Raw genomic sequence first — 16770 nt, 5'->3', positions numbered from 1 at the left:
GGCTCGCGGCGGTCAGCTCGGCCGCGCCTCCAGCACGTTGTCCGGCGAGGCCGTCGGCACGCGCCTGGTCAGCGTGAATCCGTGCCGGGCGAGGAACTCGCGGTACTCGGCCTCGGTGCGTTCCCGGCCGCCCGCGTTGACCAGCATCTCCAAGTCGATGTACTTGCTCGGATGCGGGGCGGTGTGCTCGGGGACGACCAGTTCGACGATCAGCAACCGGGCGTCGGGGTCCATGGCCGCACGCAGCGTGCGCAGAATGCGCCCGGCGTCCGCGTCGGCCCAGTCGTGCAGAATGTGCTTGAGGAGGTAGGCATCGCCCCCCTTGGGGACGCTGTCGAAGAACGATCCGCTGTGCACCGCGCAGCGATCGGCGAGACCGAGCTCGGCGAGCCGAGCGGGCGCGTCGGCCACCACCTCCGGCAGGTCGAACAGGATGCCGCGCGATCGGGGTGCGCGGCGCAGGATTTCGGTGAGCAGCGTCCCTTCGCCCCCGCCTACGTCGACCAGGGTCTCGAAGCGGCCGAAATCGTAGGCCGCGAACAGCGGTTCCATCGCCAAGGTGCCGATGCTGGTCATCGCGCGGTCGAACAATTCGCCGAGTTCGCGATCGTGCTGGACGTAGTCGAAGAACGGCATCCCGTCGAGTTTCTCGCCGACCGGCTCGCCGGTGCGCACCGCGTCGACCAGATGCGACCAGTGATTGCGGTGCCCGGGCGAACCGAAGAACAGCACCGCGTCGCGCAACGACACGTCGGCATCGCGGCGCAGGGCTCGTGCCATCGGCGTCAGCGCGTAGCGCCCGTCGCGCCGCTGGGTGAAGATGCCGTGACTGATCAGCAGTCGCAGCAATCGACGCAGGGCGCCCTCGTCGGCGCCGACCGCCGCCGCGAGCTCCGCACCCGAGCGCGGTCCCGCCGCGAGTTCGTCGGCAACGCCGAGCACCGCGGCGGCGTGGATGGCCTGCGTGATCCACCCGGCGGCGATCAGTTCCATCAGTGCGACGTGTCCGGGCACCAGCTTGCGAAACGCCAGAGCCAAGGCGCCGCGCACCGACTCGACGGCCCGTACCAGCGGAAGCGGAGGGATTCTCGGTCGGTCGGACGCCACTGCGACTCCATCCGTCGAAGGTCGGCACTCTGCGCTTGTCTAGGAGGGTACGTCGCGGCCGGATTCGCTGCGCTGTTTCTCTCGCTCGGCCGCCGTGGCGAGATAATCGCCGAGTTCGCGGCGCAGCGTGACGTCCAGTGAGCGGGCGAGCGTGGCGTGCACCGAGGCCACCGCCAGTTCGCGCATCTTGTTGAGCATCGTTGTGGTCTCGGCGATTTCGCCGCTGGTGTCGGGCATCCAGCCGGGCCCGTGCTCATCGATGATGTGCTGCTTGGCCGCGGTGATCATGATGTGCGTGATGTCATCGATGCGGTCGGCCACCTTCGCGTAGATCTCGATGAGCGTGCGCAGTTCCAGGCCGTACTCGTGCAACTCGGCGAACGAGGTGAGTAGCTGGGTCTCGGTGAACACCACCGTGTCGCCCTCCAGCCGGACCAGCTTCATCTCGCGCAACCGATCGACCAGTTCGTCGGCATCGGCGCCGAGGATGGTGCCGATCAGCTCGCGGGGCACCTCGAAGGTCTCGTCCTTGGCCCAGGACGCCGTCACGGCGTGCTGCAGGCCGAGCACTTCGGTGAGGTCCTTGCCGGTCTCCCAGCTGGTGATGAAGTCGGCGATGTGCGCGGTGGTGAAGCCGCGCTGCAGCAGCGCGTCGATCAGGCGCAGCCGCTCGAGGTGCGCGTCGTCGTAGATGCTGGCCCTGCCGTCCTTGCCGACCGGCGGCGGCAGCAGTCCGCGTTCCTGGTAAGCGCGCACGTTGCGGGTGGTGGTGCCCGCGGCGCGCGCGAGGTCATCGATCCGGTACTCCGGCGTCGACCTCACCTCCCTCGCTGACCAGGCGCCGATGGACCGGCGGCGCGCCGCTGAACTCCCTGCGGACCGAGTCTATCGTCCGCACCGCCGGTCTCCCGGCACCTACGAAACCGGTGCCACCCGTTGTCGCCGCTGGTCGGCGGTCTGCTCGACCACGAGGTAGTCGTCGAGATCGACCGCGCGCAGCTGATGGACGTACTGCGTGGCGAAGCCCGGATACATCGTCGCGTTGAAGCCGTCCTCGGTCAGATACCAGCTGCGGCATCCCGAATTCCAGGTGGTGGCGGAAAGCTTGCGCTGGATGGCGGCGTTGTAGCGGTCCTGCCGATCCTGGCGCACGTCGAGCATGCGCAGGTCCCGGTCGAGGATGACGCCGATCGCGCCGACGAGGTAGTCGATCTGGGCTTCCATGTACACCAGCGCCGAGTTGTGCCCCGGCCCGGAATTGGGTCCGAAGGTGAAATACAGATTGGGATACCCGGAGACGGCGACGCTCTTGAAGGCGTAGGCGCCACGCGCCCATTCGTCCGCGAGAATCCGGCCGTCGCGCCCGGCCACCGGAATGGGCGTCCCGGTCTTGGAGACGTCGAACCCCGTCGCGAAGACAATGCAATCCGCCTGGTGCTCGATGCCTTCGGCGGTGCGGATGCCGTGCTCGGAGATCCGGGCGATCGGCCAGGTGATCAGCTTGCAGTTATCCCGCTGCAAGGCGGGGTAGTAGTCGTCGGTCATCAGCAGGCGTTTGCAGCCCGCCCGGAAGTCCGGGGTGAGTTGACGGCGCAGCCAGGGGTCCTTGACCTGCCTGCGCAGCTGTGCCTTGCCGACCAGCTCGACCACCCTGGTCAGCGGCGTATTCCACACCACGCCCAGCGCCACCGACTCATGGCCGTAGAACCAGGCGCGGCGGGCCAGCTGTTCGGCGGCGGGCACGCGGCGGTAGAGCTCCTTGGTCAGGCCGTTGGTCTGCCGGTTGACCCGCGGCAGCACCCAGCCGGGCGTGCGCTGGAACACCTTCACCGAGGCGGCCTTGTCGACCAGTTCCGGGATGATCTGGACCGCGCTGGCCCCGGTGCCGACGACCGCCACTCGCTTGCCGGTGAAGTCGTAGTCGTGATCCCAGCGGGCGCTGTGGATCTTGTGACCCTGATACGTCTCGATGCCGCGGATGTCCGGGAGACTCGCGTTGGCCAGCGGCCCGGACGCCAGCACCACGGCGCGGGCGAGGATCGACTCGGCGTGGCCCTCGATCGTGATGTGCCAGACTCCGGCCTGCTCGTCGAACACGATGCCGGTGACGTTGTGCCCGAAGCGCAGGTGTGGACCGAGCCGGAATTCCGTGGCCATCGCCTCGATGTAGCCGAGGATCTCGTTGCTCCCGGAGTAGGTGCGCGACCAATCCGGGTTCGGCGCGAAACTGTAGGAGTACAACCGCGACGGAATGTCGCACGCCGCACCGGGATAGGTGTTGTCGCGCCACGTGCCGCCGATCGCGGCGCCGCGCTCGAAGATCGCGAAATCGTGGATGCCGCGCTGCTTGAGCCGGATGGCCGTGCCGATTCCGGCGAACCCGCCGCCGATCACGGCGACGTCCAGGGTGTGCGTGCTCATCGGGTTCCCTGTCATGCCGCGGGCTCGTAGGTCAGTTCCTTCGACCAGGTCGGGTTGTTGCGCAGCAGTGCCCTCGGCAGCAACCCGGTGATCTTCACCAGCGCGTCGGCCACCAGGTGGTAGGGGTGACCGCGGTCGATCACCCAGCCGCCGTGCGTCTTCACGATCTGGTACATCGGCAGCCTGCGCGCGAATTCGCTGCGCTCGCCGACGTTCGCGTACCGCTTGAGCGCGCCGTAGAGCTTCTCCTCGTCGACACCCATCGCGACGATGTTGTCGCGCATCTTGTTCAGCAGCGGCACATAGCTCAGCACGCCGATGATCAGCGAGGGCTTGGCCCAGCCGCCGACCAGGTCGATGAACAGCTTGCGCATCTCCGCGTGCCCGAGCAGATCCATCACGGCGAAATCGACGGCCAGGTGCCGGGATTCGTCGGAGTTGATCTTCTTGAACGCCTCCTGGCAGACCGGGTCCTCGATCTCGTCCATGATGAACTTGATCAATGCGCCGTCCAGCGCGACCTCCAGCATCGGGATCACGGTGCCGAGGAACGACAGCGACATGTCGTCGGAGTACTTGTCCAGGAAGTCGATCACCAGCTTGACGTTGACGTTCGGCTGCGGGATCTCGTCGCCGTCGAGCATGCCCCACCGGCGCATCAGCGCGAGCTCGGCGTTGGCGTGCTTCTGCTCCTCGGCATGGAAGTAGCGGTAGATCTCGCGCAACGTCTCGGTGGGCGCTTTCTTGGCCATTGCCGCGAAGCCGCGCGCGCCGACGTTCTCGATCCACATCAGATCGGCCATGAACGGCTTGAGCTTGGCGTGCAGTTCGGGCGTGATGGTCTCGCGGCCCGGCGCGTCCCAATCGATGTCGGCCAGCGCCCACTGGCGGTCCTTGATCTTGCGGAGCATGTCGTCGAAGTCCATCGCGATGGCAGCCATGTCAGACTCCTGTCTTGTCGGTGACCGGAGTGCGGTCGGTGGTGGTCGAGTGGTCCTGGGGCAGCAGCCGCTCCAGGAGACCGAGAACGTAGGTGTACTGCGCGGGGAAGCACCGCTTGAGCAGCCATACGGCGTGCGCGTCCAGTTGGGGGAGCACATAGAGCTGGCCGCGGTCGTGCGCGTCGAGGGCGGTGCGCGCGACGCGCTCGGGGGAGAAGCCGGTCCAGCGCATGAGGAAGTCGGCCAGTTGCGCCGATTCCTTGGTGATCCGGCCGTCACGCGCGACGTTCGTGCGGACGAACGTCGGGCACAACACCGTCACCGCGACACCGGTGCCGCTCAATTCGGCGGCCATGGTCTCCGACAGCGACAGCACGCCGGCCTTGGACACGTTGTAGGCGGCCATGGAAGGCGCTGCGGCGAATCCGGCGGCCGAGGCGACGTTGATGATGCCGCCGCGTCCGGCCGCCCGCAGGCGCGGGGCGAAGACCTCGCAGCCGTGCACGACTCCCCACAGGTTGATGCCCAGTGCCCACTGCCAGTCGTCGAAGCCGATGTGCCCCACGGGTTTTCCGCCGATCCCGACGCCCGCGTTGTTGATCACCAGGTCGACCGGGCGCTCGAACAGCGTTTCGGCGAAGCGGGCGAGCAACTCCACGTCCTCGCGTTGCGCCACGTCGCAGCGGAAGGCGTGCGCTGCGCCCGGGTGGGCGCGTTCGATCAGGGCGACCGTTTCGTCGGCGCGCGCCTCATCGATGTCGGCGCAGATCACCCGGCCGCCGCGGGCGGCGATCTCCAGCGCGAACGCGCGGCCGATGCCGCTGCCCGCGCCGGTGACCACGGCTCGCGCACCGTGCGTGCGCCGGGCCCGGCCCAGGGCCACCAGCTTGTCCAATCCGAACATCTCAGCTCACCTTTTCCGTACCGGAGGTAGCGACCAGCGCCGCGCGCAGGAAGTCGGCGGCGCGTGCGAGGGCTTGGTCGGCCTCGGGCACCACCAGGGGAAGGGCCTGGAAGACGTGTAGTTGCCCAGGCCAGATCTCGAGTTCGCAGCTGCCGCCCGCGCGCCGGACCATCTCGCACAGCGCCCGTGCGTCGGCGGCGAGCATCTCGGTGCCGCCGACCTGCACCAGGATCGGCGGCAGCGCGAGACCCTGCGGGATGGTCAGCCGCAGGCGCGCGGCGTCGGCCGGGTGACCGTTGGTGTAGGCCGCGGGCAGCCTGCTCGCGGCGGCGGCCGAGATCAGCGGATCGGTCCGGACGCGTTCCCGCTCGGCCGCCAAGCCGAGGGTCAGATCCAGCAGCGGGGAGAACATCGCGACGGCCGCGGGCTGCGGGCGGCGGTGTCGTCCGTTCTCGACGAGCAGATCCAATGCGAGATGCCCGCCCGCGGAGTCGCAGGCGATCACCAGGTCTTCCGCGGCGATGCCCCGGCCGAGCAGCCAGCGGTAACCCGCCTCGACGTCGTCGGCGGCGGCGGGGAACCGGTGTTCGGGCGCGAGGCGATAGTCGGTGAGGAAGACCGGAAGCCCGGTCTTCGCCGACAGCCGAGCCGCGAGAGCGCGATGCGTGCGCGCCGAGCAGATCACGTACCCGCTGCCGTGGATGTAGTAGACGGCTCGCGTCCCGAACGGCACGCCCGCCGCCCGCACCCATTCCCCGCGCACCGCGCCCGACCGGACCTGGGTGACGGACGTACCGGGCGGCACGGGACCGCCGACGGCCATCAGCGTGGCGATGAGCTTGCGTGCGAACCAGACGCCCGGCGCGTTCATCGGCACCGCGCAGTTCACCGGCCGAAGCGTCAGCCTGGTGGCCGCCGCGGCCACGGTGGCGCGGGTCGAGGGCGTGGTGGGAACGCCGGGGACCGAGGTCCTCGTTGACCTTGTCATGCGCTAAGAATCAGCCATCAATGTGCCAGTTGTCAATGGCACATTTAGAAAAGGTAATCCGAACCGGTTACCGTGACGTGTGGCTACCTTGGACGACGACGAGATCGCGGCGGCGACGGTCGGCGAGGTGCGGCCCTATGCGGTCAAGGTGGTTCTGGAGGACCACAACCCCGCGTGGCCGGACTGGTATGCCGAGGAAGAAGCCGTGATACGCGCGGCACTCGGCGATGTGGCGCTGCGGATCGAGCACACGGGTTCCACGTCGGTTCCCGGTCTCGCGGCCAAGCCGCTGATCGACATCCTGCTGCTGGTTCCCGACGCCGACGACGAAGCCGCCTATCTACCGGCTCTCGAAGCTGCCGGGTACGCGCTGCGCGTCCGGCAACCGGACTGGTATCAGCATCGCTGTCTTGTCCGCCGGGTGGAGAGTGGTGCGCGCCGAAACGTGAATCTGCATGTGTTCGCGCCGGAGTCGGGCGCGCCGGAGATCGAGCGGATCCTCGCCTTCCGCGACTGGTTGCGCACGCACGACGAAGACCGGGAGTACTACGAGCGTACGAAAAGAGCTCTCGCGCGGCGGGACTGGAAGTTCGTGCAGCACTACGCGAACGCCAAGAGCGAGGTCATCGAGGAGATCCTCGGCCGAGCGCTGTCCGGCTGATGCCGATCGGGCGAGCCACCCGACTCGTCACCGGACAACGCCCGCCCGCCCGGCACCGCCGAGCGCTTTCCGCAGTGGCGGGCACGCTGCGCCTGCCAGCGGACGGGGTCGCGCGGATCATGCCCGGCGCGTCCACCGCCGCCGAATGCCGACGCCCTCTCGGCTCGAATTCTGTTGTGCGCGAACGCTCTCAGTACCCGCGCGCGGGGTCGATCGGCGCCAGCAGCGGGCGTCCTTCGAGGAACCGCGAGACGTTCGCTTCGACGTGGTCGGCGAAGGCCGCCAACCGCAGCTGCGGCGGATTCGAATCATGGGGAGTGACAATGGCATTCGGCAGCGACCAGAGGGGATGACCGGCCGGGAGCGGCTCCGGGTCGGTGACGTCGAGGCCCGCGCCGCCGATCGCGCCTGAGGCCAGCGCGGCCACCAGCGCGTCGGTGTCGATGAGGCTGCCGCGCGCGACGTTGATGATCCACGAGGACGGCTTGAGCCGCGCGAGTTCGTCCGCGCCGACGAGATGCCTGGTGGCGGGTGTGGCGGGCGCGGCGATCACCACGTGATCGGTGTGCGGCCAGACCCGGCCCAGATGATCGGCGGAAATCGTCTCGACCGAAGAGGGAATGCCGGGGCCGGTGACTGGACGCCCGCTGCGATTCACCGCGATGATGTGCGCGCCGAGCGGAACCAGCATCGGGATCAGCGCGCGGCCGATGCCGCCCGCGCCCACGATCGTCACCGTCTTGCCGCGCAGCGTGCCGACGTGCGGAAAGAAGTCCTGTTGCCGCCAGTCCGACGCGCGCAGATGCTCGGGCAGGTAGCGGACACCCGCGAGCAGCAGCATGAGCGCGTGCTCGGCCACGCTCGCCGCGAAAGCGCCTGCGGCGGAGGTGAATCGCACACCGGGATGCCTGGCGATGACACCCGCGGCGAACCAGTCCTCGACGCCTGCGGCCGGAAGCTGCACCCACTCCACACCGGCGGGCAATTCGTCCGGGAACTCGCCGGCGTCGCCGGCCCAGATCAGCCCGCGCGCATCGCCGAGATCGGAGAGGGTGGCGCCCGCCCCCACGACGGCCTTCTCCAACAGCGTGGGAGGTGGGTCGGCGGGGCCGATCGCGATCGTCACTGCCGGTCGGTTCATGGACGGACCTCCTTCGGAGCAGTAGGAACGTGGTCGCGAGCGGGGACGTTGCGACCGTAACACCGCCCGGCGTGCGCCGACCGGTCACAGGGTGTGCGTTCGGCGCGGCGCTAGGCCTCGCTCTGCTCCTCGTCGAGCTCCACGTCCACCTTGTCCCGCTCGGCCCACTCCAGGAGAGGATCCAGGTGGAACACCGCGTCATCCATGCCCGCGTGCAGATCGCCGAGTTCGGCGAAGCGAGCGGGAACGGAGGCCATGGTGAAGTCGCGTGGATCGATGTCGGGAATTTCGTCCCAGCGTACCGGTGTGGAGACCGTGGCGGCGGGGACGCCGCGCACCGAGTAGGCGGCGGCGATGGTGTGATCGCGGGCGTTCTGGTTGTAGTCGACGAACAGCATCTTCGGATCGCGGTCGCGCCGCCACCAGGTGGTGGTCACGTCGTCGGGCGCCCGCCGCTCGACTTCCCGGGCGAACGCGAGCGCCGCGCGGCGCACGTCCTGGAATCCCTGATCCGGCACGATCCGCACGTACACGTGCATGCCGTTGCCGCCAGAGGTCTTCGGCCACCCGACGGCGCCGATCTCGTCGAGAACCTCGTGCACGACCCCGGCGACCCGTTGCACTCGTGACCACGGGCAATCCGGCATCGGGTCGAGGTCGATGCGCCACTCGTCCGGACGCTCGGTATCGGCGGCGCGCGAATTCCACGGATGGAACTCGACCGTGGACATCTGCACCGCCCACAGGACGTCGGCGAGCTTCTCGACGCACAGCTCGTCGGCATGCCTCCCATAGCGCGGGAAGTACACCCGCACAGTCGGAATCCAGTCCGGCGCGCCGGCGGGAAGCCGCTTCTGATGCACCTTGTCGCCCGCGAGTCCTTTGGGAAACCGGTGCAGCATGCAGGGCCGGTCGCGCAGCGCGTTGACGATGCCGTCCCCGACGCTCAGGTAGTACCGCACCAGATCCAGCTTGGTGGCGCCGCTCTCCGGAAAGTAGACGCGGTCGGGGTTGGAGACGCGGATCGTATGGTCGCCGACCTCGAGCTCGATCGCCGACCTGGTGGATTTGCTGGCCACGGATCGACTGTAGTGGGCGAAGCGGAGGAAAGCCCCGCGCGACTTCGAACCGGCGCGAGCTTTGCCGCGGCCGGGTTCCCGGCGTTGCACCGCTCTGGTATGCATACCGGTATGAGCAAGGCGACGCGCGTGACCGTCACGCTGGATCGGCAGGTGGCCGAGTGGGCCAGGGAGGTCGCCGATCGCCAGAACCGCAGCCTGTCGGCGGTGATCAACGCCGCGCTGCGCTCCACGCTCGTGCACGACAGCCTGACCGAACTGGCCATCGACGATGAGGCCGAGCTGGCCGCGGCCTACGACGACGTGACGCTCACCCAGGCCGCCGAAGACGATGCCGCCGGCGCCGCATGAGACGCGGCGAGATCTGGCGCTACGCCCCGACGCTCAGTGACGGCACCCCTTTCCCGCGGCGCATGACGGTCGTGCTGGTCTCCGACTCGGCGGTGATCACCTCGCGCTATCGCTGGCTGCAAGTCGTCCCGTTGCGCGACGCCGACCCCGGGCATGTGCTGGCCACTCTCACCGAACACGGCTGGGCCGACACCCTGAAACTGCACCGCGCCTATCGCCCCTGGCTCACCCAACATCTCGGCATGCTCTCCCCGGAGGAGACGGAGTCCCTCGACGCCCGCCTGCGGGCGACGCTGAGTTTGTAGGCGCCGCGCCTTCGAGCGGCGGGTTCGCGCATCTTGCGGGGCGCCGGGGCCGAGTAGGGCGCATGCTGGGTCTGCGCTCCGATGAAGTAGTCCCAGCCCTGGCCGAAGTCGCGGCGGCCGAGCACTTCGTCCAGCGCGTCGGACTTCACCCGGAACAAGGAGACGCGCCGGTGTGAGGCGTAAGGCAAGAGCTGCGCGGCCTCGGGACCACCGCTGACGGCTTCTCGGCTGACACAGCGGGCCCGGCGCTTCAGGTACCGGGTAACTCGGTCTCTTCCTTCGTTCGAGGCTTTTGATTGGACCGACACCGACCCACGCCGGTGAGCGTGCCGCACGGCGTGGAGTCGACCCTCCATGACCGGGGAAGCCTCGGCCCCCCCGTCCGCCGACCGGCGTCGCTATGTCGGCGTAGCCAGGGCGAACGGGAGGATGGCGTCGGCGCCGGCCGCGCGGAGTGCGTGGGCGGCGACGGTGAAGGTCCAGCCGGTGTCGGTGATGGTGTCGACCAGCAGGATCGGGCCCGGCACGTCGGTGAGGTCGGGGATCTCCCAGGAGTCGAACAGTCCGGCTACGCGGTGTGCTGAGTTGGCCGCCGAGACGGGTGGGCGGTCGGGGCGGGTGCGCAGGGTGCCGAGGTCCCGCAGGCGGCCGATCTCGGCCAGCCGGGCGGCGAGGGTGGCGGTGAGCACGGGATAGCGCGGGGATTCCAGGGCGAGTACCGACCGCGGGCGGGTGGCCCAATCCCATTCGCGCAGCACGGCGACGCAGGCGTCGAAGACCGCGTCGGGGACCGGATCATCCGGGCCGTCGAGCAGCGCCCGCAGTCGCTGCCCCCAGCCCAGGTCGGTGAGCCTGCCGAGGACGCGGCCGGTCTCGGCGCCGCCGGTGATCTTGCCGGACAACGGGATTCCCAGCTTGGCCATGCCGGTGGGCCACTGTTTGCGGGGCGCGAGATCGATGCCGGGGCGGTCGAGCCGGGCCTTGGTGGCGGCCACCGCGTCGGCGGCGACGGTGCGGTCGGGGCGGCTGCCGGTGCAGTTGTCGCAGCGCCCGCAGCCGGGCGAATCCGCCGCGTCGGCGGAAAGTCCCGGGTCGTCGAGCTGGCGGCGCAGGAATTCCATCCGGCAATCGGTGGTGGATTGGTAGTCGATCATGGCCTGCTGTTCGGCCTCGCGGGCGATGGACAGGCGCTCGTAGCGTTCGGTGTCGTAGGTCCACGGACGGCCGGTGGCGATCCAGCCGCCGCGCACGCGGCGCACCGCACCGTCCACGTCGAGCACCTTCAGCACCATCTCCAGCCGGGAGCGATTCAGCTCCACCAGCGGCTCCAATGCCGCGGTGGACAACGCGCGGTCGGAGTCCAGCGCGTCGAGCACGGCGCGCACGATGTGCTCACGGGGGAACGCGACGGAGGCGAAGTAACTCCAGATGCGCGCGTCCTCGGGGCCGGGGAGCAGGATCACCTCGGCCCGGTCGGTGCCGCGCCCGGCGCGTCCCACCTGCTGGTAGTAGGCGATGGGAGAGGACGGCGCGCCGACGTGCACCACGAAGCCGAGGTCGGGTTTGTCGAAGCCCATGCCCAGCGCGGAGGTGGCGATGAGCGCCTTCACCTCGTTGTTCAGCAGCGCCGCCTCCAGAGCCTCGCGCTCCGCGGGGTCGGTCTGCCCGGTGTAGGCGGCGACGGTGTGGCCGTGCGAGTTCAGTACGTCGGCGAGATCGTGCGCGGCGGCGACGGTGAGCGTGTAGACGATGCCGGAGCCGGGCAGCCGGTGCAGATGGCCGCTGAGCCAGGCGGTGCGTTCCACGGCGTCGTCGAAGCGGACCACCGACAGGTGCAGCGATTCGCGATCCAGCGTGCCGCGCAGCACCAGTGTGTCGGTGCCGATCTGGGTGGCGACGTCGGTGACCACCCGGTCGTTGGCGGTCGCGGTGGTCGCGAGTACCGGGACGTCGGAGCCGAGGTCGGCGATCAGCGTCCGGATGCGCCGGTAATCCGGCCGGAAGTCGTGGCCCCAGTCCGAGACGCAGTGCGCTTCGTCGATCACCACCAGCCCGGCGTCGGCGGCGAGCCGGGGCAGGACCTGATCGCGGAAGTCCGGGTTGTTCAACCGCTCCGGGCTGACCAGCAACACGTCGACCGCGCCCGCGGCGACGTCGGCGTGGATCTCGTCCCACTCGGTGACATTGCCGGAGTTGATGGTCGCCGCGACCACCCCCGCGCGCTGCGCCGCCGACACCTGGTTGCGCATCAGGGCGAGCAGTGGCGACACGATCACCGTCGGCCCGCGCCCCGCCCTGCGCAGCAGCTTCGCGGCGATGAAGTACACCGCCGACTTTCCCCAGCCGGTGCGCTGCACGACCAGCGCCCTGCGCCTCCGTACGACGAGCGCCTCGATCGCGGTCCACTGGTCCTCCCGCAGCCGAGCGCCAGCACCGGCCAGCTCACGCAGCAGCTGTTCGGCGTGCTCGCGCAGGTCGGGGGCGGTGAGGTCGATCGAAGACGCGCCGGTGGCCGTGGTCATGCGCTCCATCGTGCCCGACGACTCCGACAGGTGGCCGCGCGCCCGACCGCCGCCACACCGGGCTCGCCGACTACCGGATCAGCCGGGCGGCGCCTTCCGGCCACACGATCTCGACCGGCACGTCACGCCGACGAGCGAGCGCGACCACCGATCCGGTGCCGCCGCGCTGCCCGGCCGCGCCGTCCCATACCGCGATCAGCCGATCACACGACGCCAGCATTGTCTCGTTCGCCGCTTCGTAGGCCGCGAGCCCCGCGTCGTCGAAGTCCATCACTCGTACCGCCGCCGCGCGATCGACGAGTTCGTCGAAAAGGTCGGCCTGGTCGGGCCGCACCTGCGCTTCCCGGTAGTTCCGCGACGGCAAGATCACTTCCAGCCGCCCACCGGCATCCAGGACCGCCTTGGCGAACATCGAGTCGGCGCCGCGGGCGAGGCAGCTCACGCCGACCAGGTCCGCGGCGGCGTACGCGGCGAGACGTTCACCGATCACGGCGCACACCAGCGGCTCGGTGGCAGGTGTGAAGTTCGTGTGCCCGGTGACCCCGATGCGCACCATGCAGGCTTCTCCTATGCTGTCTTCACCCGCGGTCTCGCAGCTCAGCCCCGAGTTTCACATACTCGCCATCGCGCCGGGTGAGCATCCTTCCCACGCGCTGGCGGCGCCCGGCTCGCCGCCGGTCGGACTCAAGCGGGACGCGCGGTCGCCGCCGCCAGCTCGGCCAGCCGGGCACGGACCAGGTCCGGGCGTTCCTCGATGATGAAGTGGCCGCAGTTCTGGACCAGTTCCAGCCGGTAGTCGTCGGCACGGGCGGTTTCGGCGGACGCGAGCGACGGATGGACCGCCGCGTCCTCGACGCCGAACAGGGCCAGGATCGGCACCTGGGCTCGCCGTTGTTCGCCTCGCTTGGCCGACCGAGGCACTTCGCGCAGCAGGAATGTGCGGTAGGTGTCGGTCGCCGTGCGGGCGCAGACGGGGTCGCGGAAGCGGTCCGCGTATGCCCGGATCACCTCGGGTCCGAATGCCTCGCGATGGCGTACGGCGCCGGCGAAGACGAACTGCTCCAAGAAGCGGGTACGCCGGTGCAGGTAGGTGCCGAACGCCGCGACGGCGGGCTGGTAGAGCAGGAACCGCCACGCGTGCGGGAGGAAATCCCGCGGCGTCTGCCACGGGTGGGCGATGTTGAGCGCCAGCAGCGCGTCGAAGCGCTGCGGCTCGCGCAGTACGAGCAGGTGGGCGATGTAGCCGCCCCAGTCGTGGCCGACCAGCAGGACGCGGTCCAGGCCGAGCGCGTCCAGCAACGCGAGCAGGTCGGAGGCGACGTCGTCCTTGGCCCACCGGTGCGGGGCGGGGCCCGACCAGCCGTAGCCGGGCAGATCGGGGGCGATGATCCGCAGCCCATCGGGTGGATCGGCGAGCAGGTCGCGGTAGGCGTAGTGATGCTCGGGCCAGCCGTGCAGCGCGAGCACCGGGCGTCCGTCCGCCGGACCGGCCTCGGTGACGTGAAAACGCACGCCGCGGGCGGTCACCTCCGACCGGCGCACGCCGGGAATCTCCGGCGGCCCCGCCGCCGGATCGGATTCCGGAGCGGGTGCGAAGAAGGAGGGCCGCCAGGGCATACCCGATGGTATCGAGGAAGTCTCCGGGAGATCCAGACCGTCGGCCACGGGGGAGTGCGTCCGGCGCCTGTCGAGGGGGCGCCGGTTCTGTCATGGGAGCCGCGCCCGGCCCCTGGCGACCGGGTGAGCAGGGGTGGGCACTGGTGCTCGCCGGATCTGCGAGTGCGCCGTTCTCGGGCCGCGCCGATCGCGGCGTCGTGCCAGAGGAACGGGTGGTTGCCGGATCGTCGGGTTCGCTGCCATCTCGAGGCTGCCTCGAACGCGACGTCGCGCCGGGCGACGCGATGTCGCACCGGGTGAGCGATTCGCCCGGCGCGACATCGGCCGCGCGACGGTCAGCCCTTCACGCAGAGCACCTGGCGCAGCGTCGCGACCACGTCGACCAGGTCCCGCTGTGCCTCGATGACCTCATCGATGTCCTTGTACGCGGCCGGGATCTCGTCCACCACGCCCGCGTCCTTGCGCGACTCGACGCCTTCGGTCTGGGCGATGAGATCGGCCACGGTGAACTGCTTCTTGGCCGCGGTGCGGCTCATCCGCCGTCCCGCGCCGTGCGAAGCCGACTGGAACGAAGCCGGATTCCCTTTGCCGCGCACCACGTACGAGCGGGTACCCATCGAGCCGGGGATCAGCGCGAGATCACCCGCGCCCGCGCGCACGGCGCCCTTTCGGGTGACCAGCATCGGCACGCCGTCGATCAGCTCCTCCGCCACATAATTGTGGTGGCAGCTGATCGGCTGCTCGAAACGCACTCCACGCTCGGCGAATTCGGCGGCGACCGCACGGCAGACCAGGGCGAGCATCACCGCGCGGTTGCGCGTCGCGTACTCCTGCGCCCAGGTGAGGTCGCGGCGGTAGGCCTCCATCTCCGGCGTGCCGGAGACGAAGACCGCCAGGTCGCGGTCGGGCAGATCGATGTTGTGCGGCAGCGTGCGCGCGATCGACATGTGCCGCTCGGCGAGTTCCTTGCCGATGTTGCGGCTGCCGGAGTGCAGCAGGATCCACACCCGCTGCTCCTGATCCAGGCAGACCTCGATGAAGTGGTTGCCGCCGCCGAGGGTGCCCATCTGCTTGTGCGCCTTGGACTCGCGCGGCTGTACCCGGGCGTCCAGCGTGCCGAACGAACCCCAGAAACGCTCCCAACCCGCCCGTAGCGTCGTAGTGCTCGCGCCGAGCCCGGCGACTTGGGAGCCGAGCCGGGTGACGTCCACGGCGTCGTGATGGGCCTGGAAGCCGACCGGCACCGCCGCCTCGATCCGCGACCGCAGCGACCGCAGGTTGTCGGGCAGATCCGCGGCGGTGAGGTCGGTGCGCACGCTCTCCATGCCGCAGCCGATGTCCACGCCGACCGCGGCGGGCGACACCGCGTCCTTCATCGCGATCACCGATCCGACCGTGGCCCCCTTGCCGAGGTGCACGTCGGGCATCACGCGGACGCCGTGGACCCATTTCAGCGCGGCGATGTTGCGCAGTTGCCGCAGCGCGGACTGCTCGACCTCGTGCTCGTGGGCCCACATGAGCGTCTGCGCCTTGGTGCCGCGCAGCTCGACGGGAAACATGGTCTCGATCCTTCCGTTGGTCTTCACTGTCAACGGTAGGGACCGGCGGCACCCGGCGCACCCGAATATCCGACCGACCGGGACGGTGCAGGGTCAGCCCACGGGGTGTTCGAATCGTGCCCGGTAGACGCGTCCGGCATTCCCGTGGGCAATGGCGTTGACCAGCACTTCGGCGTCGGCGGTGGTGATCGCGTCGTCGGCGATCCACTCGTCGACGAGCTTGCCCAGCCCGCGCCGCCAGAGCAGGGCGCCGAGGTAGTGCAACTCCGGGAGCCCGTAGCCGTCCGAGGAGTAGCACAGCGCCCGGAACGGGGCGAGTTCCAGCGTCTCGGCGAGCACGGCTCCGGCCCGCTGTCCGACGTAGGGAATGGTCAGGCCGAGATCCAGGTGGACGTGATCGAAGACGTGCGCGAGGTAGGCGGCATGGCGATGGAAGGGCCAGCAGTGCAGCAGCATCACCGACAGCCCGGTGCCCGCGGTCCGGCGCAGGAAATCGGTGAGCAGCAGCGGGTCACTGTGCCGGAGGCGCAGATCGGGGTCGCCGAACCCGGTGTGGAATTGCAGGGGCAGACCGAACTCGGCGCCGATCCGCGCCCCGAGACCGACCAGCCAGCCGAGCACGTGCGGATCGGTGAGCCGGTGTTCGGGCGCGAAGCTGGTCGGCGGGTGATCCCGCACCGGGAAATCCAGACCGCACCGGTAGGCGACGATCGTCTTCAACCCGACGGCATGGGCGGCCCGCGCGCGCAGTTCCGCCTCGATCCGTTCGTAGACTCCGGACACCGCGCCGACCTGTGCGACGACCCGCTCGGCCACCTCCTCCAACCGGACCACCTCGCGTACCTCGCCGTCCACCAGGGCGGCGAAATCCGCGGTGCTGCCGCCGATTCCGGTGTCCAGGCACCACCGGGTCACCCCGGTGGCGCGCAGCAGTCGCGCGGCGACCTCCCTCGCGCCGAGCCGGGTGCGATGACGTAGGTAGACATCCGGGCTGACATGGGCGGGCAGGTCGAGCGCGGGGGCGCACCAGCGGCGCACCGCGAGCCCGATCGCGGAATCGAAACTTCCGTGCGCGCCCTCGCCGAGCAGGCGCTCGAACCCGCGCCGGTCCAGGTTCTCGGTGCGGACGCCGTGGCAGTGGTGATCGGTGAGCCGCACCCCGTCGGTGAGCATG

Annotated in this window: 16 protein-coding genes; 3 read left to right on the top strand and 13 right to left on the bottom strand. The window is 69.7% G+C overall.

The window, feature by feature from the left end; all coding sequences use genetic code 11:
• Nucleotides 1-12: 12 nt before the first annotated feature.
• From ACGF7Y_RS19380 to ACGF7Y_RS19355, 6 genes are all read right to left on the bottom strand, one after another.
• A complete protein-coding gene (locus ACGF7Y_RS19380) occupies nucleotides 13-1107 on the bottom strand; it encodes a methyltransferase (protein ID WP_393235620.1) in 1095 nt (364 codons plus the stop codon).
• 39 nt (nucleotides 1108-1146) lie between these two features.
• Entirely contained in the window at nucleotides 1147-1929 is a 783-nt protein-coding gene (locus ACGF7Y_RS19375) for a MerR family transcriptional regulator (RefSeq protein ID WP_062977487.1), read from the bottom strand.
• 93 nt (nucleotides 1930-2022) lie between these two features.
• A complete protein-coding gene (locus ACGF7Y_RS19370; protein ID WP_393235617.1) occupies nucleotides 2023-3528 on the bottom strand; it encodes a flavin-containing monooxygenase in 1506 nt (501 codons plus the stop codon).
• Nucleotides 3529-3539: 11 nt separating this feature from the next.
• Nucleotides 3540-4460 (bottom strand): hypothetical protein, encoded by a 921-nt coding sequence (locus ACGF7Y_RS19365; protein ID WP_062977520.1) that lies wholly within the window; start codon nucleotides 4458-4460, stop codon nucleotides 3540-3542.
• Nucleotides 4461-4470: 10 nt separating this feature from the next.
• A complete protein-coding gene (locus ACGF7Y_RS19360; RefSeq protein ID WP_393235615.1) occupies nucleotides 4471-5373 on the bottom strand; it encodes an SDR family NAD(P)-dependent oxidoreductase in 903 nt (300 codons plus the stop codon).
• 1 nt (nucleotide 5374) lies between these two features.
• A complete protein-coding gene (locus tag ACGF7Y_RS19355; RefSeq protein ID WP_393235613.1) occupies nucleotides 5375-6361 on the bottom strand; it encodes an alpha/beta hydrolase in 987 nt (328 codons plus the stop codon).
• A gap of 79 nt (nucleotides 6362-6440) precedes the next feature.
• On the opposite strand from ACGF7Y_RS19355, the gene ACGF7Y_RS19350 reads away from it, so the two are divergent.
• Nucleotides 6441-7022 (top strand): GrpB family protein, encoded by a 582-nt coding sequence (locus ACGF7Y_RS19350; protein ID WP_393235611.1) that lies wholly within the window; start codon nucleotides 6441-6443, stop codon nucleotides 7020-7022.
• Between the two features lie 190 nt (nucleotides 7023-7212).
• On the opposite strand, the gene ACGF7Y_RS19345 is transcribed toward ACGF7Y_RS19350, so the two are convergent.
• Nucleotides 7213-8163 carry a D-isomer specific 2-hydroxyacid dehydrogenase family protein gene (locus tag ACGF7Y_RS19345; protein WP_393235609.1) on the bottom strand — a complete coding sequence of 317 codons (951 nt, stop codon included), beginning with the start codon at nucleotides 8161-8163 and terminating at the stop codon, nucleotides 7213-7215.
• A 110-nt stretch (nucleotides 8164-8273) separates the two neighbouring features.
• Complete coding sequence (ligD, locus tag ACGF7Y_RS19340) at nucleotides 8274-9242, bottom strand: non-homologous end-joining DNA ligase (protein WP_393235607.1); 969 nt, start codon at nucleotides 9240-9242, stop codon at nucleotides 8274-8276.
• 111 nt (nucleotides 9243-9353) lie between these two features.
• On the opposite strand from ligD, the gene ACGF7Y_RS19335 reads away from it, so the two are divergent.
• A complete protein-coding gene (locus ACGF7Y_RS19335; RefSeq protein WP_393235605.1) occupies nucleotides 9354-9593 on the top strand; it encodes a DUF6364 family protein in 240 nt (79 codons plus the stop codon).
• Entirely contained in the window at nucleotides 9590-9898 is a 309-nt protein-coding gene (locus ACGF7Y_RS19330) for a hypothetical protein (RefSeq protein ID WP_393235603.1), read from the top strand. Before ACGF7Y_RS19335 ends, ACGF7Y_RS19330 begins: the two co-directional genes overlap by 4 nt.
• A 398-nt stretch (nucleotides 9899-10296) precedes the next feature.
• On the opposite strand, the gene ACGF7Y_RS19325 is transcribed toward ACGF7Y_RS19330, so the two are convergent.
• From ACGF7Y_RS19325 to ACGF7Y_RS19305, 5 genes are all read right to left on the bottom strand, one after another.
• Nucleotides 10297-12420 carry a RecQ family ATP-dependent DNA helicase gene (locus ACGF7Y_RS19325; RefSeq protein ID WP_393235601.1) on the bottom strand — a complete coding sequence of 708 codons (2124 nt, stop codon included), beginning with the start codon at nucleotides 12418-12420 and terminating at the stop codon, nucleotides 10297-10299.
• A gap of 70 nt (nucleotides 12421-12490) precedes the next feature.
• On the bottom strand, nucleotides 12491-12976 hold the full coding sequence (locus tag ACGF7Y_RS19320) for a hypothetical protein (protein WP_393235599.1): 486 nt from the start codon (nucleotides 12974-12976) through the stop codon (nucleotides 12491-12493).
• A gap of 128 nt (nucleotides 12977-13104) precedes the next feature.
• Nucleotides 13105-14037, bottom strand: coding sequence for an alpha/beta fold hydrolase (locus ACGF7Y_RS19315; RefSeq protein ID WP_393235597.1), 933 nt, complete (start codon nucleotides 14035-14037; stop codon nucleotides 13105-13107).
• A 335-nt stretch (nucleotides 14038-14372) separates the two neighbouring features.
• On the bottom strand, nucleotides 14373-15596 hold the full coding sequence (locus ACGF7Y_RS19310) for an RtcB family protein (RefSeq protein WP_393235595.1): 1224 nt from the start codon (nucleotides 15594-15596) through the stop codon (nucleotides 14373-14375).
• A gap of 93 nt (nucleotides 15597-15689) precedes the next feature.
• Nucleotides 15690-16769: an amidohydrolase family protein gene (locus tag ACGF7Y_RS19305; protein ID WP_393235593.1), complete on the bottom strand. Its 1080-nt coding sequence runs from the start codon at nucleotides 16767-16769 to the stop codon at nucleotides 15690-15692.
• Between the last annotated feature and the right edge of the window lies 1 nt (nucleotide 16770).

Source organism: Nocardia sp. NPDC047654 (assembly GCF_043205035.1).
Taxonomy (GTDB): Bacteria; Actinomycetota; Actinomycetes; order Mycobacteriales; family Mycobacteriaceae; genus Nocardia.
The sequence above is the reverse complement of the archived record's forward strand: the minus strand, read 5'-3'. Positions and strand labels throughout refer to the sequence as shown.